Origin of the sequence: Mycobacterium sp. BK086, assembly GCA_004362315.1 — a bacterium.
In the GTDB taxonomy this organism is placed as follows: Bacteria; Actinomycetota; Actinomycetes; order Mycobacteriales; family Mycobacteriaceae; genus Mycobacterium.
In genome coordinates this window covers 689,545-713,561 of sequence record SNWL01000004.1, presented here as the reverse complement: position 1 = coordinate 713,561, position 24,017 = coordinate 689,545, and the positions used below count along the sequence as shown (strand labels likewise).

The 24,017-nt window shown below is 67.0% G+C and carries 16 protein-coding genes; 2 read left to right on the top strand and 14 right to left on the bottom strand.

Going from position 1 to position 24,017, the window contains the following annotated elements:
- Window positions 1-270: 270 nt before the first annotated feature.
- From EV580_RS14210 to EV580_RS14180, 7 genes are all read right to left on the bottom strand, one after another.
- On the bottom strand, window positions 271-3,486 hold the full coding sequence (locus EV580_RS14210) for an arabinosyltransferase domain-containing protein (RefSeq protein ID WP_133691808.1): 3,216 nt from the start codon (window positions 3,484-3,486) through the stop codon (window positions 271-273).
- Window positions 3,483-6,749: an arabinosyltransferase domain-containing protein gene (locus EV580_RS14205; RefSeq protein ID WP_133691807.1), complete on the bottom strand. Its 3,267-nt coding sequence runs from the start codon at window positions 6,747-6,749 to the stop codon at window positions 3,483-3,485. Before EV580_RS14205 ends, EV580_RS14210 begins: the two co-directional genes overlap by 4 nt.
- 76 nt (window positions 6,750-6,825) lie before the next feature.
- Window positions 6,826-10,065, bottom strand: a complete 3,240-nt coding sequence (locus tag EV580_RS14200; protein ID WP_133691806.1) for an arabinosyltransferase domain-containing protein — start codon at window positions 10,063-10,065, stop codon at window positions 6,826-6,828.
- 2 nt (window positions 10,066-10,067) lie between these two features.
- The gene (locus EV580_RS14195; protein WP_133691805.1) at window positions 10,068-11,879 is read right to left on the bottom strand and encodes a galactan 5-O-arabinofuranosyltransferase; all 1,812 of its coding nucleotides are present in this window, start codon (window positions 11,877-11,879) and stop codon (window positions 10,068-10,070) included.
- Window positions 11,880-11,918: 39 nt separating this feature from the next.
- Window positions 11,919-12,698, bottom strand: a complete 780-nt coding sequence (dprE2, locus tag EV580_RS14190) for a decaprenylphospho-beta-D-erythro-pentofuranosid-2-ulose 2-reductase (RefSeq protein ID WP_133691804.1) — start codon at window positions 12,696-12,698, stop codon at window positions 11,919-11,921.
- 19 nt (window positions 12,699-12,717) lie between these two features.
- Entirely contained in the window at window positions 12,718-14,118 is a 1,401-nt protein-coding gene (dprE1, locus tag EV580_RS14185) for a decaprenylphosphoryl-beta-D-ribose oxidase (protein ID WP_133691803.1), read from the bottom strand.
- 27 nt (window positions 14,119-14,145) lie between these two features.
- The gene (locus tag EV580_RS14180; RefSeq protein ID WP_133691802.1) at window positions 14,146-14,556 is read right to left on the bottom strand and encodes a GtrA family protein; all 411 of its coding nucleotides are present in this window, start codon (window positions 14,554-14,556) and stop codon (window positions 14,146-14,148) included.
- A 62-nt stretch (window positions 14,557-14,618) separates the two neighbouring features.
- Here EV580_RS14180 and EV580_RS14175 point away from each other — a divergent pair, with 62 nt between their 5' ends.
- Window positions 14,619-15,242, top strand: coding sequence for an HD domain-containing protein (locus EV580_RS14175; protein WP_133691801.1), 624 nt, complete (start codon window positions 14,619-14,621; stop codon window positions 15,240-15,242).
- 65 nt (window positions 15,243-15,307) lie between these two features.
- The gene (locus EV580_RS14170; protein WP_133691800.1) at window positions 15,308-15,742 is read left to right on the top strand and encodes a pyridoxamine 5'-phosphate oxidase family protein; all 435 of its coding nucleotides are present in this window, start codon (window positions 15,308-15,310) and stop codon (window positions 15,740-15,742) included.
- Here the strand turns inward: EV580_RS14170 and EV580_RS14165 are convergent.
- From EV580_RS14165 to EV580_RS14135, 7 genes are all read right to left on the bottom strand, one after another.
- Window positions 15,739-16,983, bottom strand: coding sequence for an aminotransferase class III-fold pyridoxal phosphate-dependent enzyme (locus EV580_RS14165; RefSeq protein ID WP_133691799.1), 1,245 nt, complete (start codon window positions 16,981-16,983; stop codon window positions 15,739-15,741). The two genes, EV580_RS14170 and EV580_RS14165, sit on opposite strands and share 4 nt — an antisense overlap.
- A gap of 104 nt (window positions 16,984-17,087) precedes the next feature.
- Complete coding sequence (locus EV580_RS14160; protein WP_133691798.1) at window positions 17,088-18,533, bottom strand: HNH endonuclease signature motif containing protein; 1,446 nt, start codon at window positions 18,531-18,533, stop codon at window positions 17,088-17,090.
- 361 nt (window positions 18,534-18,894) lie between these two features.
- Complete coding sequence (wzm, locus tag EV580_RS14155) at window positions 18,895-19,725, bottom strand: galactan export ABC transporter permease subunit Wzm/RfbD (RefSeq protein ID WP_133691797.1); 831 nt, start codon at window positions 19,723-19,725, stop codon at window positions 18,895-18,897.
- On the bottom strand, window positions 19,722-20,645 hold the full coding sequence (gene glfT1, locus EV580_RS14150; protein WP_166654699.1) for a galactofuranosyltransferase GlfT1: 924 nt from the start codon (window positions 20,643-20,645) through the stop codon (window positions 19,722-19,724). Before glfT1 ends, wzm begins: the two co-directional genes overlap by 4 nt.
- The gene (gene wzt / locus EV580_RS14145) at window positions 20,642-21,466 is read right to left on the bottom strand and encodes a galactan export ABC transporter ATP-binding subunit Wzt/RfbE (RefSeq protein ID WP_133691796.1); all 825 of its coding nucleotides are present in this window, start codon (window positions 21,464-21,466) and stop codon (window positions 20,642-20,644) included. Before wzt ends, glfT1 begins: the two co-directional genes overlap by 4 nt.
- Window positions 21,467-21,473: 7 nt before the next feature.
- Window positions 21,474-21,983, bottom strand: coding sequence for a bacterial proteasome activator family protein (locus EV580_RS14140; protein WP_133691795.1), 510 nt, complete (start codon window positions 21,981-21,983; stop codon window positions 21,474-21,476).
- On the bottom strand, window positions 21,980-23,956 hold the full coding sequence (locus EV580_RS14135; protein ID WP_133691794.1) for a DUF6541 family protein: 1,977 nt from the start codon (window positions 23,954-23,956) through the stop codon (window positions 21,980-21,982). Before EV580_RS14135 ends, EV580_RS14140 begins: the two co-directional genes overlap by 4 nt.
- Window positions 23,957-24,017 lie beyond the last annotated feature (61 nt).

Below are 24,017 nucleotides of genomic sequence, written 5' to 3'. Positions count from 1 at the left end.
GACCGCCGATGCTTCGGCCTCGGACGACGCAACCAGCTGGACTACCTGGGTCGAGACCCGGGGTGCCGCGGCCGCGACGGCCGGTTTCGGCGGTGCGACCGTGGTGGCCAGCATGACTAGGACTGCAGCGATCGCCGCCACCGTGGCGACCACAGGTCGACTCTTGAGCGTGTGGTCCATGCATCCACGTTGAGCGCACCGGGTCGGCGCGACGTCAGTACCGGGCTACTGCAGTTCCGGAGGGCAGGAGCAAAGCGACCCGGGAATACGTTATGGCTTGATCCGGATGGGTCCGGGTTTCCACAACCCGCTGCGGGTCGCGGTGCCCAGATCGATCTGCGCGGGTTGGGCCTCGACGATCGTCTCGAACTGCCGCAGCGAGCCCCAATCGCGGCCCCAGTCGTGTGACAGATACGTCGCCATGACATGTGCTCGCAGCAGAAGGTCGGAAATGCCGAGCAGGCCGCCGTTACGGCCGTCCTCCCACGTGTCGGTGTCCTGCTTCTTGGCCGTGTAGTCCGGCGTGATCCGGAACTTCGGCACTTCGGTGACACCGTTGGCGTGCAGCATCGGCTGTTGGCACGGGAAGGCCAGACCCACCGCCCAGTCCATCAGCACCGGCTGCGTGGACCCGACGAACTCCTGTACCGACCGCAGTTCGGGCACTCGCGGCGGCGTGACTGCAAGCCAATCGCCGGGCGTCAGGGACCGGTCGGCGGCCACGATCCGCACGGTGGTCGCATCGGCGGGGATCTCCGAGCGGGCGAAGCGCAGGTTGCGCCACGACGGAGCCGGGCCGAGATCGTAGGGGCTGACCCGGCCGGCCGGCACCGGGGCGCCGTTGGGTCCGGGCTTGCCGTACTCGAGTTCCACGGTCTGGCCGTCGGTGAAACCGTTGAGCACGCTGATGCCGGCGATGGTGCCCGCGGCTGTGACGACGACCAGCGGGTGGCCGCTGTCATTGGGCGGCAGCTGGTACCACGCCGAGTTCAGCGTGGCGTCCTGCTGCGGGCCGACGACGTAACTGCCTGCCATCGGGACCCGTGCCGGGTCGAGGCCGTAGGGCAGCGGCACCGTCGACCCGTTGATGCCCGGGGTGTCGAGCTTGATCGGCTGATCCCAGTCGTAGTCGGTGCCGGGCTGCGGGTTCGTCATCCGAATGGCTTCGGCGACAATGTGTTCGGGAACGCCGCTCGGGGTGAAGCCAACCGGGTTGGTTCCGCCCAAGGGGCCGAGTGGGCCCCAACCGGTCGGGTCACCGGGCAGCGGGGTCAGGAAGCCCGCATTGGCGTCGGGCTCCACCAGCACGTCATCGGCCAGCCCGCAGCCGCCCGAGAACGAGCGCAGATTGGCCCATGCGTTGGAGTAGGTCGGGTACTGGCGCACCACACCGGCCACCATCGACCCGATGAACACCAGCACCATGAAGCCGGCGGCCAGCGGGATCGGCGCGGTCGTCAGCGCCCGGGCAAAGCGGCCCTCGCCGTGGTCGCGGGTGTTGAAGTGAAGCCAGACGGTGTAGATCGCCGACAACGCGAACAGTGCGAAGAAGATTGTGCTGACGGTGATTCCGCCGAATTTCGGCATGGTGTTGTTGAACGGCACACCGTAGCTGGACACGTACCACCAGCCGTTGGTGGTGGCGAAGCACAGGGCGAGCAGGAAGAACACCGCGGTGACGACGGTCATCCGGTTGCGCGACCAGCGCAGCACCTTCGGCGCGGCGAGCACCGTGGCCAACGCCGCCATGGCCGCGCCGACCGCGGCGAACAGGCCGAAGTGGTGCACCCACTTGGTGGGGGTGAACATCAGGAAGAACACCGTCGCGAAGATGACGCCCATGAGGCGCCAGGCCGGTCCGCGGGCCACTCCGGCAACGCGCTTGCGGCGCAACATGATGAACATCGACACGAACAGCGACAGCGCGGTGATCAGGAACCCGAAGCGCCGCGACAGCGAGCCGTCCACCGTCGGCAGGATCAGGTAGTAGTAGCGCAGGTTCTCGGTGTACCAGGCCTGGCTGGGTCCGATGTCGGTGCGAATCCTGGTCGCTTCCAACACTGTTGCCAGGGTTTGGTCGGCGAACACGACGGTCAGGATGATCGTGCCCGCGGCCAGTAGCGGCAGTACCAGCGGCCAGGTGCCCACAACGGCGCGCCTGCGCACCAGGATTCGCAGGATCGGACGGCCACCGGCGATCAGCGCGGCGACGGCGATCAGGCCGGTCGGCTGGATGCCGAGGGTGAACGCGGCGCTGACGATGGCCAGCGCGGCCGGGGTCAGCCGGCCCGAGATGACCGCGCGCTCGATCAGCACGTAGGTGATCAGCGCACCGGTGGCGATCTGCCCTTCCGGGCGCAGGCCGTTGTTGAACGGCATCCACGCCGCCATCAGAACCAGCCCGGCCGCCCACAGGGCGGGCCTGCTGGCGATCACGGCGGGCCCCAACCGGGGCAGCACCTCACGGCTGAGCAGCAGCCAGCAGACCAGTGCACAGATCAAGTCCGGCAACCGCATCCAGATGCTGGCGTCGCTGACGTGGGTCATCAGCGCCAGCACGTTGTAGAACCAGCCGAAGGGATCTTCGGGGCTGCCGAACCAGCGGAAGTAGTTCGACATGTAGCCGGCGTGATCGGCGACCCGGGCCATCTGCAGGATGTAGCCGTCGTCGGAGGAGTTGGCGCCGATCACGTGCCAGATGAGGAAGCCGGCCACCACGGTTACGTCGACCGCGGTGAACGTTCGCCACCGCTGCGGGATCCACTTGTGCATGTGGCGGCCATCGAGGCGGTCCAGCCGCCACAGCGCGACCAGCGCGATGACGGTGGAGGCCATCGCCAAGATCATCGCGGCGAGCTTCAACACCGTTGGGGTGGTGGAGAACCGGGTGTCGATCGTGGCCGAGAAGCTCAACCCGGGCGGCGCGGGTCCGGTCAGATCGGTGAACACCCCGACGATCGCGGGCCGCAGGTTGGGATCGGCGAACCCGCTGCGCATCTCCTTGCCGGTGGTCGGATCGGTCAACCCGACGAAGGTGGCGAACGTGCCCTCGGTCGTCGAGGTGATCTCGATCCGTGAGCAGCCGTCGATCTTGCTGCGCTGCACGCTGGCCACCACGACGTTGCGATCGGTGATGTCGACGCGCTGGGCGGTGACGTTGACGAACAGCGAATTCAGCGCTGCCTCTTTGCCTTTCTGCGGCGCGAGTCCCAGCACGAGGCCGCCGGCCGGGGGCATGGACCGGATCACCTCACAGGGCACGGTGGCCGTCAGCGACACCGGCGCCTGTGAGATCAGCGGTGCGGTGACATTGCTCAGCTGACCGGCCTGTGGCCAGTTCAGGGTCGCGGTGGTCTGCTCCACCGGCAGCAGCGGGGTCAGTACCGAGAGCACGAAACCCACCAGCCCGGCGATCGTGGCCACCCAGCGGGTGATCGTCACGTCGCGGGCCGAGTCGCGGGCATTGGCGGCGAGAGTCTGTGTCATGGCAGTGCCCTGATGGGTCCGCTACGGCTCCAGCCGAATACGGTCTTGGCGCCCTGGTCGATCACGGCGTCCGGGGCCTGTGCCGAGGGCACCAGGCGGATGTAACGCTCGATGGAGCCCCAGTCGCGGTACCAGTCGTCGCGCAGATAAGTCGGGACGGTCGACGTGGTCAGCAGGCCCTGAATGAACAGGAACGGTCCGCCGGCGCGGGCAGAGAACCACATGTTGCTCGACACCACCACCTGCTTGAGGTTGGGCAGGATCCGGTACTCCGGGAGTTCGGCGACGCCGAGGTGTTCGGAGAACGGCCGCTGGCACGGGAAATTCGCCGCAGTGGCGATGTCCATCATCACCGGAGTCTTCGAGCCCAGGAATTGCTGGGCGGTCTCCAGCACCGGCACCCGCGGCGGGGTGAAGCCGAACCACTGGTCGGTGCTCAGGTTCGGGTCGTCGGCGACGATGCGCGCGACGTTGGCCTCCGGCGGTGCCCATGCCATCGGGAATCTCAGATTGCGCCATGCCTTTTGGGCGATCACGTCGATGGGCTGTACCGAGTTGAGCGCCTGGAAGCTGCCGTCGGGGCGCTGCACACCCCACTGCAGTTTCAGCGACTGCCCGTAGTTGAACTGGCCCTCTTCGTCGTAGAACCAGATCGCGCCCGCGGCCGCGACGGTCACCAGCGGGCGGTCCGGGCTACGCGGGGGCAGCTGGTACCACGCCGAAGTCGCCTTGGCCGCAACGGTGTTTTCGTTGTAACTGCCCATCACCGGTGTGGTTTTGGGATCGAGCCCGAACGGCAGGAACACGCGTGAGCCGTTGACGCCGACCGGTCCGTAGCCACCGCCGGTGCCTGCCGCGAAGGCGATGCCCGCGTTGGGCTTATTGGGCGAGCCGTCGGAGTTGACCGTGCCGGGGTTGGCCACGAACGGTTCGGCCGGCTCGAGGGTGTCGCTGATCCCGTTGGGGGTGAAGCCGATCGGGTTGTCACCGCCGAGCGGTCCGTACTGGCCCCACTTCTGGCCCGGAACCGGTTGCAACATACCGGCATTGGTGTTCGGCTCGACCAGGACGGCGTCGGCCATGGCGCAACTGTCCGGGGACAGACCCGACTTCAGCGCGGAGAGGTTGGCCGCGGCGGTGGTGTAGACCGGATAGCGCTGCGCGAAAGCCTTTGTCATCGAACCGACTTCGAGCAGCACCATGATGAGCGCGACCACAAGCATCGGGGTCGACGCCAATGCCCGGTTGCGTCCGGTGTTCTTCACCTCGGTGTGGCCGCTGTAGTCCATCCGGAAGTGCAACCATGCGGTGAGCAGGCCGGTGATGATCGCGAGCCCGAGGAACATGGTCGTCACGGGCTGGTGAGCGATGACCGGCTGGCGGTCGAACCACGGCACCCCGTAGCTGCCGACGTAGAACCAGCCATTGGTGCCCGAGGTGGCCCACGCCAGCACGAACAGCAGTGCGGTGATGTACAGCGCGAGGTTGCGTCGGCTGTGCAGGCCGACGCGGGCGAAGGTGAAGGCGGTGACCGCACCGAGCGCCCCGGCCAGCCCGGCGAACGCGCCGAACTGGACGGCCCACTTGGTGGGGGTGAAGGTCAGCAGCAGCAATCCGATCGCGGTGCTGCCGATCAGGCGCCACACCGGGCCCCGTGCGACGCCGGGGATGTGGCCGCGGCGCAGCAGGACGGCCAGCATGCCGAACAGGCACAGCATCATCAGCAGGACGGCGAAGCGACGGGTCAGCGAGCTCTCCACATTGTCTTCGACAGTGAGGAAGTAGTACCGCAGGAAGTCCTGGTACCAGGCGATCGTCGGGCCGACGACGTATTTGATGCGGGCGGATTCGGCGACCGCGGCCAGCGTCTGGTCGCGGAAGATCACGACGAAGACGACCGACAGCGAGGCGGCCAGCGCGGCCAGCGGCGCCAACATCCCGTCGCTCGCGCGGCGGGCCTTGATCACGCGGGCGATGGCGCGGGAACCGACCAGCAACGGGGCGATTGCGATCAGCCCCTGCGGTGCGAGCGTCACGCTGAACACCGCGACGACGATCGCGATCGCCGCCGGAACCAGCCGCCGCGTCGCGATGGCGTTCTCGACGAGGATCCACGTCGCGAGTGCGCCGAACGCGATCAGCGGCTCGGGTCGCAGCCCGTTGTTGAACGGCAACCAGGCGGCGAGGAACACCGCGCCTGCGGTCCACACCGTGACGCGGTTGAGGGACAGCCGCCTGCCCAGTCGCGGCAGCACACAGCGGCTCAGGATCAGCCAGGTGCCGATGCCCGCTGCGGTGGCGGGCAGGCGCATCCACACCCCGGCGGTGCTGATCGCGGCGAGGTGGGCGAGCACCGACTGGTACCAATCGAACGGCGCCTCGGTGGCTCCGAAGAAGCGAAAGTAGTTGGCGCTGTAGCCGGCCGATTGCGACACCCGCGCGATGGTGAGGTTGTAGCCGTCGTCGGAGGAGATGGCGCCGATCACATGCCAGAGCAGCAGTCCGCCGATCACCCCGATGTCGGCCAGCCAGGTGGCCACCCCGGCTCGGAGGAAACGCCGCCACGCACCGGGCACCCGCCGGCCTGCCCGCCGGTCCAGCACCCCCAGCGCGATGACCGACGCCAGCACGCAGACGATGCCGAGTGCCATCACGCCGATCTTGAGCGCGCCCGGGCTGGTGATGAACCGGGTGTCGATGTCGATACGGGCCGACAGGCCGGCGGCAGGCACCTTCAGATCCGTGAAGATCCCGTCGATCGCGGGCTTCTTCTCGGGGGCGAGCGTGCCGGTGGCGCCGGGGATGCCGACGAAATCGGCGCCGACCCCGCCGGGCCCGGCCCAGATGCGCAGATCACTGCAGGCGCCAGAGGCGACGGCCGGGCGTGGGGCCACCGCGGCCACCGTGTCGCGGAACGCGACGACGACGGTGGCGGCATTGGCCCGCACGAACAGGCCGTTGCGGCTGGCGTCGATACCGGCCGGCGGAATCGTCGAGAACACCAGGCCGCCGTCGGCGGGCAGCGTCGCGATGGCGCGGCAGGGAATCGTCACATCCAGGGACTGCGGCGCCCCCGAGACCAGCGGTGCGGTGATGTCGCTGACCATGCCGTCGGGGCCGGGAGCCTGTGGCCACGCAATGGTGGCCGTCGTCTGCGTGACCGGCAGCAATGGCGTGACACCGCACAGCAGTACACCCAGGATTCCTGCGACGACGGCGACGAGCCGGGCGATCCGGGGGGAGTCGGCTCTGTCGGCTGGCACGAGGCTCGATGGTAGGCGACGAAGTTGTGTCGGTTCGGAAGGCCTGCGGGGTCCCCGGTGATTCGAGACTGGATTGCTACGTCGGCCGCAGGGGCGCCGGGCTCCACAACCCGCTGCGGGTGGCGGTGCCCAGGTCCAGTCGGGCCGGCTGCGCGCCGGGGTAGAACGGATTGAGCCGCTGCAGCGCGCCCCAGTCGCGGAACCAGTCGTCGCGCAGGTAGGTCGGCACGCTGGTGGCGCGGTAGAGCAGCTCGCTGATACCGAGCGGGCCGCCGCCGATGTTGTCCATCACCGGTGAGTTCGCCTCCGCGCCGAACCGGTCCGGCAAGATCCGCCACTTCGGTGGTTCGATGACGCCGTACTGATGGCCGAAGGGTCGCTGGCACGGGAAGGCCAGTCCGACGAGCCAGTCCAGCAGCACCGGATCCTGCGAGCCCACGACATCCTGCAGGGTCCGCAACTTCGGGATGCGTGGGGGCGTCAGCGCGATCCAGTGCTGAGGCGACAGGTCGTCATCGTCGGCGACCAGCCGGATCATGGTGGCCTCACGCGGGATCGCGCCGAGTGGGGCGCGCAGGTTGCGCCATGCGGGTGCGGCCCCGACGTCGCCGAACAATATTGAGCCACCGGGCTTTCCGTCGGCGGCCTGCTGATCCGTCGCCCACTGCACCTGAACTTCGTCCGGGTCGAAACGGCCTGCGGCGGCCACCACCAGCAGCGGGGCGGACGCCCAGTCGGCAGGCAGCCGGTACCACGCCGAACGCAGCACCGCGGGCTGTTGCACGCCGGGTCGCCAGCTGCCCATCACCGGGGTGCGCGCCGCGTCGAGCCCGTACGGCAGGCGGGCCCGCGAACCGTTGACCCCACCGACCGCGTCGGTGCCGCCCTCGGTGCCGGCCTCGCTGCTGGTGACCACGCCGTCGGTGTCGGCGAAGTTGCCGCCCCCGGGCGGCTCCATCACGGGGTCGGCCGAGACGTCGGCCGGGATGCCACCGGAGGTGAAGCCCTCTGCGGTGGTGGCACCGAGCGCGTCGCCCACGGACACACCGGCTATCGGGGTGAGGATGCCGGCATTGGGGTCTTCCTCGACCAGCACGTCGTCGGCCAGCCCGCACGTCTTCCCGGTGAGCGCCTGCAGGTTCGACCGGCCGACCGACCACGCCGGCCACTGTTCGGTCATGCCCAGCGTCAGTGACGCCACCTCGAAGACCACCAGAAGCCATGCCACGACGGCCAGCGGCGACCCCACGATGCCGCGCCACCAGCTCGCCCGCCCGCTGCTGCCGTTGTCGCGGCCGGAGAAGTGGAACCACGCGGCCACCAACAACGCGATCACCGTCAGCGCGAGCAGGATCGTGGTGAAGCCAAAGTGCCACTCCGGCATCTGATTTGACCACGGCACGCCGAAGTTGGACACGTACCACCAGCCGTTGACGCTGGCGAACGACAGGCCCGTCATGAACAGGACGACCGCAGCGAAGATCGCCCGGTTCCGTCGTGATCTCAAGACGCGCGCGGTGACGGCGACGGCGGCCAGCGCACCCAGCGAGCCGGCGAGTCCGGCGAACACGCCGAAGTGGTGGGTCCACTTGGTCGGGGTGAACATCATCGCGATGAACGAGATGATCGTGATCCCGATGATGCGCCGGCTGGGACCCGCCGCGGTGCCCGGGATATGGCCGCGGCGCAGGATCATCGCCACGACCATGATCAGGGCGACCAGCAGGGCGAGCACCGCGAACCTGCGCGAGATGGACCCGTCGGGGCTGGCCATGAACAAGCGTTCGTAGCGGATGTGCTCGTCGAACCAGGCCAGGCTGGGCCCGACCGCCGACTTGAGCATGTTGGCCTGGACCTCGCCGACCAGGGTCTGGTCGCGGAAGATCAGGATGATCGTCACCGTGCACGCGGCCAGGATCGGGGCCAGTAGCGGCAACAGGCCGAACTGCCGGGATCGGCGGTGCAGGATCGTGCGCAGCGGGCCGATCGCCACCAGCAGCGCGCCGATCGAGGCGATACCGGTCGGGCCGGAGAACAACGTCAGCGCGCCGACGATGCAGGCGAACGCGACGGGCAGCAGACGGCTGGTGGCCACACCGCGTTCGACCGAGCACCAGGTGAGCAAGATGCCCAGCGCGATGATCGGTTCGGGTCGCAGGCCGTTGTCCAGCGGCAGCCAGAACACCAGGAACATGCCGGCGGCGGTCCAGATGGCGGCCCGGCTGGTCTTGACGGCGTGGCCCAACCGGGGGATCACCTCGCGGCTGATCAGCCACCAGCACACCAGCGCCATCGCCAGCGTCGGCAGTCGCATCCAGACGCTGGTGGTGGAGACGTGCGCCCAGATCGCGAGCAGGTCGTAGTACCAGCCGAACGGCGCCTCGGGAGTGCCGAACCAGCGGTAGTAGTTGGCCATGTAGCCGGCGTGCTCGGAGACCCGGGCCATCGTGAGGATGTAGCCGTCGTCGGAGGTGTTGGCGCCGACGAAGTGCCACCACACCAGGACGGCGAACACCACGCCATCGAGCGCGCTCAGCGACCACCAGCGGGCCGGCAGGAAGCGGCGCTGCCGCACACCGTCGGCGCGATCCATCAGGTGCAGGGCGATCAGGCTGATGAGCGTCATCGCGCCGCCGAGCACCATCGCGGCCATCTTCAGCGCCGTCGGTGCGCTGCTGTAGCGGGTGTCGATGGTCGCCGACAGGCTCAGGCCGGGCGGTGCCGGCCCGGCCAGGTCGGTGAAGACGCCGACGATCTGGGGCCGGAAGTCGTAGCCGCTGCGCTCGCCCTTGAGCGGGGCGCCGGGATTGTCGGTGTCGGCGCCCTGGGTGAGGCCGACGAACTCCGCGGTCACCCGGTCGGCGTGGGCAGTGAACGTCAGCTTCTGACAGGCCGGGCTGAGGACTTGTTTCAGCGGCGCGACGACGACGGGGGTGTTGCGGACCACGACGACGAGATCGTCATTGGCACGCTGGATCAGCAGGCCGCGGTCGACGGCCTTGGGTGCCTGCTTGGGCACCGTGGACAGCAGCACCGTCTTGTTGGGTCCGACCAGGCCGGCGGCCGCGCTGCAGGGCACGTCGATGGTGAGGTCGGTGGCCACATAGCTGATCAGCGGTGCGGTGACGCTGTTGAGCACGCCGTTCTGCGGCCAATTCAGCTGCGCGGTCGTCTGCTTGACCGGCAGTAACGGCGTCATGATCGCCAGCGCGGCGCCCAGTAGGCCGGCCACGACGGCGACGAGACGGGCGGTGCGATAGTCCACCCGCGTCTGCTCCACGGAGCTAGATGCTAATTGGCCGCTCGGGTCGCCCATCGCTATGGATTCCGGATGGCCAGGACGAACGGCCCGATGGTCTTCACCGTGAAGTGCGGCCCGCTGAACAACTTGCCGTCGAAATCGACGGTGTAGCGGCGCACGTTGGGCTGGTTGGGATAGACGTCCTGGGCCAGGCGCAGGGTGTAGGTGTCATTGGCGCCACGGCGCATGAGGAAGACCGTCGGCGGCGGCCAGGGCAGCGAGTCGAGCGCCTTGGCCAGCTGGTCGGCGTTCTTCAGCTCGGCCCACGACTCGATGGCCGCGGCCCGTTTGTCGAACTCGGCGAGCGGGTTGGCGTAGTGCGACGTCAGGCCTTGGAATCCGTAGTAGGGGTAGTACGACAGGAAGCTGTAGTCGGCGGTCAGCACGACGGTGTCCTCGGGGGGCCTGCCGGTGGCCTTCTGGATCGCGGTGTCGACCTCCGCGTAGTACTTCTCGGCCCCTGGCGGGCGGCGATCGCCGCGCTGGCCGTAGCCGTCGGTGTCGGTGTAGGCGACGGTGAGGTCGGGGCGCAGTACGTCGGGGATGTCCTGGCTGAAGCCGATCGCGCCGATGAGCCCGATCGCCGCCCCGACTCCGATCACCTTGCGGTTGGCCCGCGCCGCGATGGCCAGCGTCACCTCGATGAACCCGAACACCCCGGCGGCCGACAGCAGCACGGTCAGGGTGGACTGCAGCCGGAACGACAGCAGCGTGGTGCCCAGCAGGGTGGTCAGCATGGACAGTGCCGACCAGGCGTACACAGTCAGGACACCGATACCGAGCGCAGCCGCCCTTGTGGAGCTTCGCGCGCGCCAGACCAGCCAGAGCGTGCCGAGCATGCACAGCGCGCCGAGCAGTGAGAACTGCAGCATCGGGAAGGTCAGTACCGCGCCGTCGGCGGGCAGGTAGTGCTGGGCGCTGCCGGTGTCGCTCATCGGGTGGCGGACCGCCTGCAGCAGGAACGGCAGCCAGGTGATGGCGCCGATGGCGGCCGAGATGACGCCGATGACCAGCAGCCGGAGGATCGGTTCGAGGCTGCGCCGGGAGATCGCCACGATGACGCCCATGACCCCGACGGTGAACGCGGCGTAGCCGAACAGCAGGGTGTAGAAGGTGGCCGAGACGCCGATGAACAATCCGACGCCGGCGACGGCCGCCCAGCCGCCGTGCCGGGTCTTGCCGCGCAGTCCCGACCACGCCAGTACGAACACCGGCGGGATGAGGACGGTGATGACCGCGGCATAGGGCTCCGGCGAGCTGTAGGCCAGCGTCACCGCGGTGGTGGCCACGGTGACGATCAGGGCGTACTCGAAGCGCACCAGCGCCGACCACAGCGCCATCGCCAGCACCACGGCGATCGCGATGGAAACGATGGCCCACGGCTTGAACATCTCCCACGCCGGGGTTCCGGTCAGGGCGGCCGCGCGACCGCCGAGCCAGAACCAGCCGCCCGGGTAGAACGGCGGCAGACCGATGTAGGTCATGTCGTGCAACGCCGGGCTCTGGGTCAGGCGGGTGAGGTATTCGGTGCGGAACTGCTGGTCGACCGAGATGCCGAAGAGGTAGAGACGGCTTGCGCCCAGGGGCATGCCGAGAGTGACCACCGTGAACGCCGACAGGAACACCGCGGCCGCCAGGCGTGCGGCCCACTGATGCCCTCTGCGCCAGACGAATCCGGTTCCCAAGAGCAGGACCAGGCACCCGACCTGGCCGACGGTGGTCAGTGCGTGCAGCTGATTCGACGACGGGAAGGCCGGCCACTGGACCCGCGATATCGCGATCAGCGAGATGACCGAAACCACCACGGCCACAGCGACTGCCGCGATCATCTGGCCCGCAGTGGCCAGTGCGCTCCTGCCCACCGGCTTTTAGATCGGCAGCTTGCGGAAAATGGGGCGCGGGATGTGCCGCAGCACCGACATCAGGACGCGTACCTGGCCGGGCGCCCACACGAGGTCCTTGCCCTTGGCTGCCGATGTGACAGCCAGTTCTGCGACGTCGGTGGCGTTGACGGTGAACGGCGCCTCTTTGGCACCGGTCGCCTTCCAGTGCTCCAGGGTGGTGGTGGTGCGCACCTGGCCGGGCCGGATGACGAGGACGTGAACTCCGTGCTCGCGCAGGGCTTCTCCGAGTCCCAGGTAGAACCCGTCCAGGCCGGCCTTGGTGGAGCCGTACACGAAGTTGTTGCGGCGCACCCGCTCACCGGCCACCGACGACATCGCGATGATCTGGCCGAAGCCCTGGGCGCGCATCTTCTCGCCGATCAGCACACCCACCGAAACGGCGGCGGTGTAGTTGATCTGGGCGCTCAACACGGCCTTGGCCTGGTTCTGCCACAGCTCCTCGGCGTCGCCGAGAATGCCGAACGCGACAATGGCCACGTCGACATCACCTTTGGCCCAGGCGGATTCGATGACGCCGGGGTGGCTTGCGGTGTCGAGGGCGTCGAAGTCGAGGTACTCGACCTCCTTGGCGCCTGCGGCCTGTAGCTGGGCGATGGCGGCGTCACGCTTGGGTGCGTTCGGCAGGTCGGCCAGGATCACGCGGGCCTTGGCGTTGCGCAGATAGCGCTCGACGATGGCCAGGCCGATCTCGGAGGTCCCGCCAAGCAGCAGGATGGTCTGGGGATTGCCAGTGGCGTCGATCATGTTGTCGGGGGATGCCTTTCTACAGCAGTTCGAGCCGGCGGGCCATATCGGAGGCAAACACGCCATTGGGATCGGCCTTGCGGCGCACCGCAATCCATTCATCGACTCGCGGATACATCCGGTGGAAATTCTCGGCACTCACCCGAGAGTCCTTGGCGGTGTACACGCGGCCGCCGAACTTCATGACGCGCTCGTCGAGTTCGTTGAGGAACTCGTTGACCCCGGCATTGTTGGGGAAGTCCATGGCGACATTCCAGCCGGCCATCGGGAAGCTCAGCGGCGCACGGTTTCCCGGGCCGAACAGCTTGAAGACGTTCAGCGCTGAATAGTGGCCCTGCGTCTGGATCCACCGGATGATGTCCTTGAACTCGTCGAGGGCATTCGGCGGTACGAGGAACTGGTGCTGCGCGAAACCGTTTGGGCCATAGGCATATTGCCATCCGGTCGTGATGTCGAGCATGTGGTAGAACTGCGTCAGATTGACGATCTTGTTCTGATAGTTACCGCTCATCCGGTAGAACGCCTCGCCGACGAGGTTGAGCGAGAGCTTGTTCATCACGCTGACGGGGAACAGATTCGGTACCGCAGGCAGCTTGGGCGCGCTGAACTGCAACGGGTTCTTCGCGAGCTTGGCCGGCAGTTGGTCGAGCTTGGCCAGACTGCCACGGCTGACCGCGGCGCGGCCGAGTTTCGGCGGCGGGTTGATCAGGTCGAACCACGCGCTGGAGTAGGTGTAGTTGTCCTCGCTGCCGTCCTGGTGCACCGCGACGGTCTCGTCCAGATCGGCGGTGGCGATGCCGTCGGCGATGAAATACGCGGTCTCCGTGCGGGTCATCGCGATGCGGGCCCGGATCACGATGCCGGTCAACCCGTTTCCACCGACGGTGGCCCAGAACAGTTCGCTTTCGGGACCGTCCGGCGTCAGGGTGCGGACTTCGCCGTCGGCCATCAGCAGGTCCAGCGACAGCACGTGGTTGCCGAAGCTGCCTGCACTGTGGTGGTTCTTGCCGTGGATGTCGGAGCCGATGGCCCCGCCGACGGTCACCTGCCGGGTGCCGGGCAGAACGGGGACCCACAGGCCGAACGGAAGAGCGGCCTTCATCAGCTGGTCCAGGCTCACCCCGGCGTCCACGTCGGCCACCGCGGTTTCGGCGGAGATGGAGTGGATGCGGCCCAGCCGCGTCATGTCGACGACGATGCCGCCGCCGTTGCCGGCCTGGTCTCCATAGGAACGCCCCAGCCCCCGGGCCAGGATGCCCCGGCGCAGGTATGACGGGCTGTTCGCGTCGGCGTCGGCCACCTGCCGAACGGCAGCGGCGATCACCTCCACATCGGGGGTCGACAACACCTGCGCCACGCTCGGCGCGGTCCTGCCGAACCCGGTCAGGGAACGCTGGGTCAGGGGGAGTTCGGTAGCCATGTCAGTGCCAAAGGTTACCCGGCAGGGTTACTTCAACCGGAATATCACTGCTCGCTGGACCACGAAGTTGATGACGGTGGCGGTGCCCTGCGCGATGACGAAGGCCACCGGGACCTGCCACGGTTGGCCGGCGAACTTGAGGTAGAAGAGGTAATTGATACCGACCTGGACGGCGTAGGTCAGGGCGTAGAGCGCGACCACGGCGACGAACCGGGCCGTGCTGGGCGGCGCCTGGAACGTCCACCGCCGGTTGATCAGGTACGCGGTGGTGGTGCCTGCGATGAAGCTGAGTGTCTTGGCGACGTTGACCTGCAGCCCGAGCTTGAGGAACAGGACGTAGAGGCCGAAATCGACGCATGCCGACAGCCCGCCGGTGACGAGGAACCGCAGCACCTGGGTCTTGAGGCTCAGGGGTGTCGACGGGACTGATTCGGGCACGCCGGAAGCTTACTTATTGTCCCGCCTCGCTCCTGCCCGCCGGTCGGGTGCACCATGGTCGTGTGCAGGATCTGGTTGAGGCCTGGGCGACGCTGATGTCCCGGCACACGGACAACCCCGCGGCGGCTGCTGTCGGCGCTGACTTGATTGCCTCCTGGTCTGAGGCGCACCGGCACTACCACTCGGTCGAGCACCTGCGCGGCATCCTCGAGTACGTCGAGGAGCTCGTCGCGTTCGCCGACGATCCGGATGCCGTCCGCTTGGCGGCCTGGTACCACGATGCGGTGTACGGCGGCCTTCCCGACGATGAGGAACGCAGTGCCCGCCGCGCCGAGCAGGAGCTGTCTCGACTTGGGCTGGAGCCGCAGCTGGTCGACGAGGTGGCGCGCCTGGTGCGGATGACGATCACGCACGATCCAGCACCCGGCGACCACAATGGCGAAGTTCTCTCCGATGCCGACTTGGCGGCGCTGGCCGTGCCGAGGGAGCGCTACGAGCGCAATACCGCCGCGATCCGTGCCGAGTACGGTCACGTGTCCGACGATGTGTTCCGCCGCGGGCGCGTGCAGGTGTTGGTGGCACTGCTCGGCGGGCCCGGGGTGTTTCGCACCGAGTACGCGCGCCGCCAGTGGGAGGTGCCCGCGCAGGGCAATCTGCGGGCCGAGCTCGCGACGCTGACGGACTGAAAAGGCCTCGTCCGGGAGGCCGTTCGACCCTATCCGCGGCTACGTTGCAGAGGGAAGATCTGCCCATGACAGGCGAACAAGATCCGATCACCGTCCTCAGCGATAGCGAGTGCTGGGATCTGTTGAAAAGTGTCGCGCTGGGTCGGCTGGTGACGAACGTCGCCGCTGAGCCCGAGATCTTTCCGGTCAACTTTGTGACACAGGACCATACGATCCTGTTCCGAACTGCGGAGGGCACCAAGCTCTTCGGAACGGTGATGAATGACAAGGTGCTCTTCGAGGTCGACGACCACAACGTCGCCGAGGGGTGGAGCGTCGTCATCCGCGGGACCGCGCGGGTGCTGACCGCCTCAGACGACATCCACGAAGCCGAGCGTGCGCAGCTGTTGCCGTGGATCGCCACCGAGAAGCTGCGCTTCGTGCGTATCACTCCACATGAGTTGTCCGGCAGGCGTTTTGTCTTCGGTCCGGAGCCTGAGCACGGGTCGTACCCCGGCTAGAAGAACTGCTTGGCCACCTCGCTGAATGCGGCGTCGGTAGCGATCAGCACATTGTCGATATCGGCTGGGGTCAACGCCGTCGACATGAACCAATTGTGTTTGGGATGCACGAAGACTCCGCGAGCAGCGCACTCGGCCGCCCAGGCCAGCGTGACCTGATGTTGGGCTTCGCCGGCGAACGACAAGTAAGGCATGGTGACCGGGCCGGTAATGTTCACCGGAAGCGAGTACGACACCGCCTGTTCACGTAGGCCCGTGACGAGTTGATTGCCGCGGGCGAACATCTGGCTCACGCCGTCGAGTTCCTCGAGTAGTGCGATCGATGCGAGCGCGGCCACCATCGGGACCGCGGAGAACCAGAAAGTGCCTGTGACGAAGAAGGATCCGGCCGATTCTCGCAGTGGCTCGGATCCCATCACCGCCGCAACCGGGTAGCCGTTACCGATCGCCTTGCTCCACGACGAGAGATCGGGGCGCACGCCGTACTGCTCCCAACTCCCGCCGAATGACATCCTGAATCCGGTGCGAACTTCGTCGAGGATGAGAACTGCGCCCTGCTCGTCGCAGATCCGCCGCAAGCCTTGCGCGAACGCGGGATCCACCATCTCCTGGTCGAATCCCGCATCGTGACGGAACGGCGAGACGATGATCCCCGCCAGGTCGCCGGTGTGTTCGGTCACCAACTTCTCGACACTGTCCAGATCGTTGTACGTGTAGTACGCCAATCCCGCACGATCCGACGGCAGCACGCCGGTGGTGTCGGGATTACACCAGGGCAGCGCGCCGTGATAAGCGCCCTCTGCGACCAGGATGGTGGCTCGTCCGGTGTGGGCCCGCGCGATCGTCAGGCTCAGGGTTGTGACGTCGGATCCGTTCTTCGCGAACATCGCCCAGTCCGCGTGCTCGACCACGTGGACGAGCTTCTCGGCCAATGCCACGAAGTGTTCGGACGGTCCGTTGGCGGTGTCGCAGATCTGGCGTTGTTTGTCGACGGCTTCCTCGATTCGCGGGTGCTGGTAGCCGTGAATGATCGGCCCCCAGGAACAGAGCAGGTCGATGTACTCATGACCGTCGGCATCCCAGATCCGTGAACCTGCTGTGCGTGATACGAATTGCGGAGCGCCAGGCCATAATCCGCGAGCATCCTGATGGCCGTACATCGCGTTGGGGATGACCTTTTCGGCACGATGCAACAACGCATCCGACCGCGGGTGAGTGGGGGCGTTCACGGTCGACGTCATGGCAGGGCCTTCTTCAGGACGGTCGGGACGGCGCCGCTGTCGTCGATGCTCCTTCGAGGCTCGCAGAAGCAGGACGACGCGGCAACTCCAGACGCCGCCTCGTATCAGAACGGTGGCGGTTTGTTGCGCTCGGCGACGCGGGCGTCGTTGAGTTTGCGTTCTGCCGCGATGCGGTAGGCGCGTTGGGCGGCCCGGGTCTTTCGCCGAGTCGGCATCATGATGCCGATGGTCGATGGAGGTTGCCCGACTGGTGGGGGAAGGGTGGCGGTGGTGACATTCCACTGCGGCAGGAAGAATCGGCTGCCGGGCTGAGTGCGATAGGTTCTACCCGTTGGCGACGTCCAGGTGATGGCGCCGTCAGGATGCTGTTGATCGCCCCAGCCGGCCCAGAAGGTCTTGAGCAGGTGGTGCTTTCGACATTTGCAGGCCAGGTTCGAGGCATGAGTGGGGCCCCACGGCCACGGGATCGTATGGTCCACATCGCAATACTCGGCCGGCATATCGCAGTTCGGGAACCGGCACGTCATATCGCGCAGCCGGACGAACTCATCCAACGCCGTCGAGGGCCGATACTGCGGTTCAGGCTCCGCACCCGGGCGGCGGAGCGGCCGGACTTTGGCGCCGGCCTTGATGAGTTCGGCGAGCAGCGGGGCGGGCACGATCCCTCGGTTGCCGGTCGACACCCCACTCCCGGCAGACTTCTTTGGCTCCGTCTCGGGTTGCGGTTGCGGGTCGGGCTTTTCCCCGTGCATCGCCGGATCCGGTGCAGCGTCGAGAATATCGGCGTCAGCGACCACATGGACGACTACATTGGCTGCCCGTGCGTCCTCGCCGACGGCGGGGCAGTCAGAGTTCCCGCAGAGGCATGCCAGATGATCCGAGCCAGCGGCGATGGCTCCCATGGCGTCGGAGCGGCGTTGCCCGATCGTGCGCGGATCGTCCTCACACACCGAATGCGCCATCTGGGTGAGCTTTCGGTCCAGCACGGCGGCATCGGTGGCCTGCAACCGGCCCCAAATCTCGGCCACTCCGCCCACCGGGCTGCCGATACCGATCTCACGATCCCGGGCTCGGGACTGAGCCTGTCGCAGCGCACCCGGGTCATAACGATCGACCCAAAAATCAATGGCGCGCTGCAGTTTCAGAGCCGACATCGGACCCCACGAGACTGCGTGCTCGGCGATCGCAGCATCAACCAACGCCAATGTCGCCAGGTCACCGATGAGGTCGGTACGACTCACGATCGCCTCGCACACCCGGTAACTCAGCGATCCCGCCATCAACAACGCATTCACTCGAGGTAGCCGGTCGCATAGCGACAACGCCAGATTCATGTGCGCCGATGCCCGACCGTGCGTGACACCGAGAACGGCCGAGATTTCAGCGGCCGTCGCATCCCAGTCATCACAGGCCCACCACGCATGCTCCTCACCAGCACAGCGCAATCGCACCAAGTCCGCGATCCCCGCCAGCCGACGCCCCTCACCTTGGGCCGCCATGCGGGCGCCGCTCTCGATCTCGGCCACCGCGACCGCCGCCGCGTCGCTCATCTATCGCGTCCAGTCGTCGGTCCGTACGACGAGCACGCCGGCAGCGGAGTGCCTTGAATCTCAAGCGATATGTCGTTGAACCATCGCCGCACCAACTCTCCAAGTAGCACAAACTGCAGCGCCGCTGCTTCTTTTTCACGTCGGTCGAACTCAGTGATCGCGGCTAGCAGCTCGGCAGGGTTTGCGACACGATCTGATCATCGAACACATGTTCGAGTCTAGATTGTCCCACCGACAGGCGCGTTAGCGCTGGTCAGGCGGTATATCGACCGTGCCGCCCGGTCTCGGCATGCTCTAGGCCCATTCCAACGCGTGGTCGACGCGACCGATGAACGCCGTGGGGGACGTCACCGGCCAGACCTCAGACCCAGTACGGCACGCGGGCCCGGTACTGCCGCAGCGCAAATGCCGCGACCAGCCAGCCGACGATCGTCAGCCCGATCACCACTGCCCAGTGCCGCCAGTGCTGGTCGGCGCCCAGCAGCGGATCGCGCAGGATGTCCAGGTAGTGCAGCAGCGGGTTGAGCTCGATGATGTTCGCCCATTGGCCGGCACCCTGCTCCCGCAAGGTGTTGTCGTTCCAGATGATTGGCGTCATGAAGAACAGCAGCTGCACGATCGAGAACAGCAGCGGCCCGATATCGCGATAGCGGGTGGCCAGGATGCCGAAGCAGAACGACACCCACACGCAGTTGAGCATGATCAGCAGCAGTGCGGGGATCGCGGCCAAGTCCGGCCACGTCCAGTGTTTCGGAAAGATGATCGCGATGATCACGTAGATGACGATGTTGTGCCCGAACAGAATCATCTGCCGCCAGACCAGGCGGTAGACGTGCACGCTCAGCGGCGTCGGAAGCTGTTTGATCAGACCCTCGTTGGCGATGAACACGTCGGCGCCCTCGAGGATCGCGGCGTTGATCATGTTCCAGATGATCAGTCCCAGCGTCACGTAGGGCAGGTGCTCGGACAGCTCCAGGTGGAACAGCTGCGAATAGAGCCCACCCATTGCGACGGCGGTGGTGCCGGTGGCGATCGTGATCCAGAACGGGCCGAGCACCGAGCGGCGGTACTTCTGCTTGATGTCCTGCCATCCGAGGTGCAGCCACAGCTCACGCTTGCGGTACCCGTCCGCCAGGTCACCCCATGCCCGGCTGAACGTCTTGGACTGAGCCGCGGCGTCCACAAATGTCATCGTGTACCTTTCCCGTCGCTTCGCTCGCCCCGGAAGAACCTTTCCCGCCTACCCAAGCGGCGCAATCGAATCCATTCGGCGAAACCGGCGGGGTCACGGCGCTGTACCAAGAAGAACCACCCGAACCGCACCCACTCCTGCGGCACCAGCTTCCGCAGGCCGCGCTGTGCCTGCAGATAGCCGCGATTGCGGTAGGTGAAGTACCGCTTGGTCGGGTCGTCCGGATATTGGGTGTGCATGCGGCCGCCGAGGATCGGCTTGAACTCGTCACTGCCTTGCGGGTGGAGATACGTCGCGTCCAGACACGTCCCGAATGGCAAGCCCGACAACACCAGTCGCCGATGCATGTCCACCTCGTCGCCGCGGATGAACAGCCGAATATCCGGTATACCAACGGCTTCCACGGCCGCAGCGCTGAACAACGCACCGTTGAACAGTGACGCGATCCCGGGAAGCAGGTCACCGGAGCCGTCGACGCGCAATTCCGACACCCGTCGCCGCCACGCCAGACCCCGGCGAAGCGGGAAGGCCAGCCGGTCGGGGTCGTCGATATCGCACACCATCGGCGAGACCTCGGCCAGCTGGTGCCGTGCCGCGCACGCCAGCAGCGTCGCCAACACAGAAGCGTCCTTGGGGCGTCCGTCGTCGTCGGCCAGCCACACCCAGTCGGCTCCGAGCGTCAGAGCGTGCAGCATGCCCAACGCGAATCCGCCTGCCCCGCCGAGGTTTCGGCGGGAGCCGAGGTAGGTCGACGGCACCGGCTGGCCGGCGACCAGATCGCGCACCCGCTCGTCGGAATCGTTGTCGACGACGATCAGGTGGTCGACCATGCGGGTCTGTGTGCTCAGCGCGTCCAATGACTTGGCCAGGTCGTCGGGACGGCGATGCGTGACGACGACGGCGCACACCATCTCGGTCACGGGGTGGCGACCCCGTCCGACCAATCAGATCTGTGCTCCTCCAACACTTCCCGCACGTGGCGCGCGGCGTCTTCACCCTCGTAGGCCCGCACCACTTCTTCGATGCCGCCGGTCATCTTGACGGTGCCGTGGTCGATCCACATCGCGTTCTTGCACAGCCGCGCCAGGAACTCGTTGGAATGGCTGGCGAACACCAGGATTCCGGATCGCTCGACCAGGCTCTGCAACCGCGACTGGGCCTTCTTCAGGAACTCGGCATCCACCGCGCCGATGCCCTCGTCGAGCAACAGGATCTCCGGGTCGATGCTGGTGACAACGCCCATGGCCAGCCGCACCCGCATACCGGTGGAGTAGGTCCGCAGCGGCATCGACAAGTACTCGCCGAGTTCGGTGAAGTCGGCGATCTCGTCGACCTTGGCCAGCATCTGCTTGCGCGTCTGCCCCAGGAACAGGCCGCGGATGATGATGTTCTCGTAGCCGGAGATCTCCGGATCCATCCCGACGCCGAGATCGAACACCGGGGCCACCCGGCCGCGGACGGTGGCCGAACCGCGCGTCGGTTCGTAGATCCCGGACAGCAGCCGCAACAGCGTCGACTTGCCCGCGCCGTTGTGGCCGACCAGGCCCACCCGATCGCCCATCTTGAGCGACAGTGTGATGTCCCGCAGCGCCTCGATGACGACGACGTTCTCGGTGTTGCGTCCGATCGCGCCGCCGGCCGCGCCCAGGAACGTCTTCTTCAGCGAGCGCGTCTTGGCATCGAAGATCGGAAACTCGACCCAGGCGTCCCGGGTTTCGATGAAGGGATCGTCGGCAGACACCGCGCGTCTACAGGTACTGCCCGGTGCCGTGACCGGGGACTCCAGGAGGGCCGGGCTGTCCCATTCCGGGCGGCAGCGCGCCCTGGCGCATGTGCTCCAGCTGGGCTCGCGCGGCCATCTGCTGGGCGAACAGCGCGGTCTGGATTCCGTGGAACAGACCCTCGAGCCAGCCGACCAGCTGTGCCTGCGCAATCCGCAATTCGGAATCCGACGGAATGGTGTCCTCGGAGAACGGCAGGGCCAGGCGCTCCAGTTCGTCGCGCAACTCAGGGGCCAGGCCGTCCTCGAGCTCGCGGATGGACGTCTGGTGGATCTCACGCAACCGGCTGCGGCTCGCGTCGTCCAGCGGTGCCGCCCGCACTTCTTCGAGCAGCTGCTTGATCATGGTGCCGATGCGCATCACCTTGGCCGGTTGCTCGACCAGGTCGGTGATGGAGTGGCCGTCATCATCGCTCTCGGATCCGTCGCTGGGACCGGTGATGATCTCGATGTTGTCGTCGTCTGTGTTCGTCGTCATGGAGTGAGCGTTCCCTCTCCGCGCCATTCATAGATGCGGGCCTCGCCGTTGTCGTAGATCTTCACCCACGACTTGGACTTGTCTAGTGACACTAGTCCGTCGGGCATCACGAACCCGCGGACCACCGGCGTAGAAGTCAACACATAGCGGATGTTCAGCGCCTTCACGGCCTCGGCGATGCGGGGATCGTGGTCGGCGTCGTCGGCGTAGGCCCAGAAGATGAAGCGGTGATAGCCCGGTCCCTGCTGGACGGGATAGTCGTAGTGCGTCCACAGCGGGTGCAGGCCGGCCACCGCGTACATCCAGGCGGTGCCGTCGACATTGGCATCGCCGATCACGGTGTCGCGCGCTCCGGGCAGGGTGGCCAGGTAGGCCATCGCCTCCAAGTCCTTGTCGTCGATGATCACCCGGTCATACTTCTCACCGATCAGATAGCGATGCCGGGGGAAGTAGTGCCAGGCCGACCCGACGGTGACGGCCAGCAGCAGTACCGCGGTGGCGCCGATCCAGAAGCCGCGGTCGGGGTCCCGGTCGGCGGCCCAGCGCTGCGTCAGCCGCCGCGCGCCCGCCACCACCAGCAGTGCCGCGGAGAACAGCGCGATCCCGGCCATCGCGGTCAGCAGCAGCGTCACCACCGCCGACAACCGGCGCGGGTCGCTGTAGAACAGGTCGCTGTACCTGCCGACGATCGTCCCGACCGGGCCGCCGAACGGCGCACCCGAATGCACGATCGACACGATCAGTGCGAACCAGACCACCGCCGGCCACCAGATCCGCTTCGTCAGCAGCAGCACGAACCCCACGCCCGCCAAACCGATCAGGATGTTCTGGATCGGGAAGTCGTTGAGGTGGCGGGTGTGCTGGACGACGGCGTTGAACAACGTCCGCTTGCGCCCCTGATGGGTGACGAAGGCGTGCCCGGCGATGACCTCGGCCTGCTGCAGGACCCCCAGGAACTGCGGCAGCAGCACCGCCAGCGTCGGCACGGCGATCGCGGCCAGGGTGATGAAGTCCCGCAGCCGGCCCAGCACCGGTCGCCACAGCGCGTCGAACAGCCACCACGCCACCACGAACGTCACCACCACCACACCGCCGGTGATGTGGACCGAGAACACCCCGACCAGCGCGACCACCGCCAGCGGGATCCGGTCCCGGTGCCGCAGCGACGACGTGATCAGCACGAATGCCGGCACGGCAAGCCCGTAGGCCACCATGTTGGGCATCGAGGCGGTGTCGAATTCGACGTAGGGCACCGCGGTGAACGATGCCGACAGCGCGGCCGCGGTCGCCGCGGCACCCGCGGTGCGCCACTGCGACATGTGCGGTCGAACCAGCTGCCAGGTCAGCAGCGCACCGCTGAGCGGGAACAGCCACGCCGCCGCCGCCAGCGAGCTCAGCGTGTACGCAGTGGTCGGTGCGGCGCCGATCAACTGGGCGAGCACCGCGGCCAGCGCGTGAAACACCGATGGGTAGTAGAGCGGGTCGTGGGTTTCGACGTTGCGCAGTTCGCCCATGTGGGTCGAAGACGCCTGGCCGGTGTCGAGGATCCAGCGGATGGTGTTGGCGTGCCAGACGGAGTCCCAGTTGCTGGGGATGGACTGCCAGTGCGGCATGCCCTTGGCGGCCGCGATCGCGACGAAGAGTGCGCCGAGGATCACGCCCGCCGCCACCGTCAGGGCGGGCCACACCGAGGGTGCCCCGGCGGCCGGGTCGGCGGATCGGTACCGGGCGAGCAGAATCCGCAAACCGAACACCGCCGCCGTCGCGATGGCCAGGGCAAGGAGTGCGGTCCAGGTATTCCAGCGGATCCCGATCGCACCGAACGGGATGATGGCCAGGCCCACAACGCCGTAGGTCAGCACCGGTCCGAGCCCGAGTGCGACGAACCACCGCAGCCGGCCGGCCAGCGCTACTACCGCACCCGGCAGGATCAGCAACAAGACCGCGATCATCAGTCCGAACGCGAAGCTCACTGGACTAGTATGGCTGCCCAGGTGATCCTGCTTTCGGGGACCGCAGGCGCCCTCGCTGTCT

What these genes read in the sequence shown, in the direction of transcription:
- EV580_RS14210 (WP_133691808.1), bottom strand. Translation starts at nt 3,486, where the DNA reads ATGACACAGACTCTCGCCGCCAATGCCCGCGACTCGGCCCGCGACGTG.
- EV580_RS14200 (WP_133691806.1), bottom strand. Translation starts at nt 10,065, where the DNA reads ATGGGCGACCCGAGCGGCCAATTAGCATCTAGCTCCGTGGAGCAGACG.
- EV580_RS14195 (WP_133691805.1), bottom strand. Translation starts at nt 11,879, where the DNA reads ATGATCGCGGCAGTCGCTGTGGCCGTGGTGGTTTCGGTCATCTCGCTG.
- dprE2 (WP_133691804.1), bottom strand. Translation starts at nt 12,698, where the DNA reads ATGATCGACGCCACTGGCAATCCCCAGACCATCCTGCTGCTTGGCGGG.
- dprE1 (WP_133691803.1), bottom strand. Translation starts at nt 14,118, where the DNA reads ATGGCTACCGAACTCCCCCTGACCCAGCGTTCCCTGACCGGGTTCGGC.
- EV580_RS14170 (WP_133691800.1), top strand. Translation starts at nt 15,308, where the DNA reads ATGACAGGCGAACAAGATCCGATCACCGTCCTCAGCGATAGCGAGTGC.
- EV580_RS14165 (WP_133691799.1), bottom strand. Translation starts at nt 16,983, where the DNA reads ATGACGTCGACCGTGAACGCCCCCACTCACCCGCGGTCGGATGCGTTG.
- EV580_RS14160 (WP_133691798.1), bottom strand. Translation starts at nt 18,533, where the DNA reads ATGAGCGACGCGGCGGCGGTCGCGGTGGCCGAGATCGAGAGCGGCGCC.
- wzm (WP_133691797.1), bottom strand. Translation starts at nt 19,725, where the DNA reads ATGACATTTGTGGACGCCGCGGCTCAGTCCAAGACGTTCAGCCGGGCA.
- EV580_RS14140 (WP_133691795.1), bottom strand. Translation starts at nt 21,983, where the DNA reads ATGACGACGAACACAGACGACGACAACATCGAGATCATCACCGGTCCC.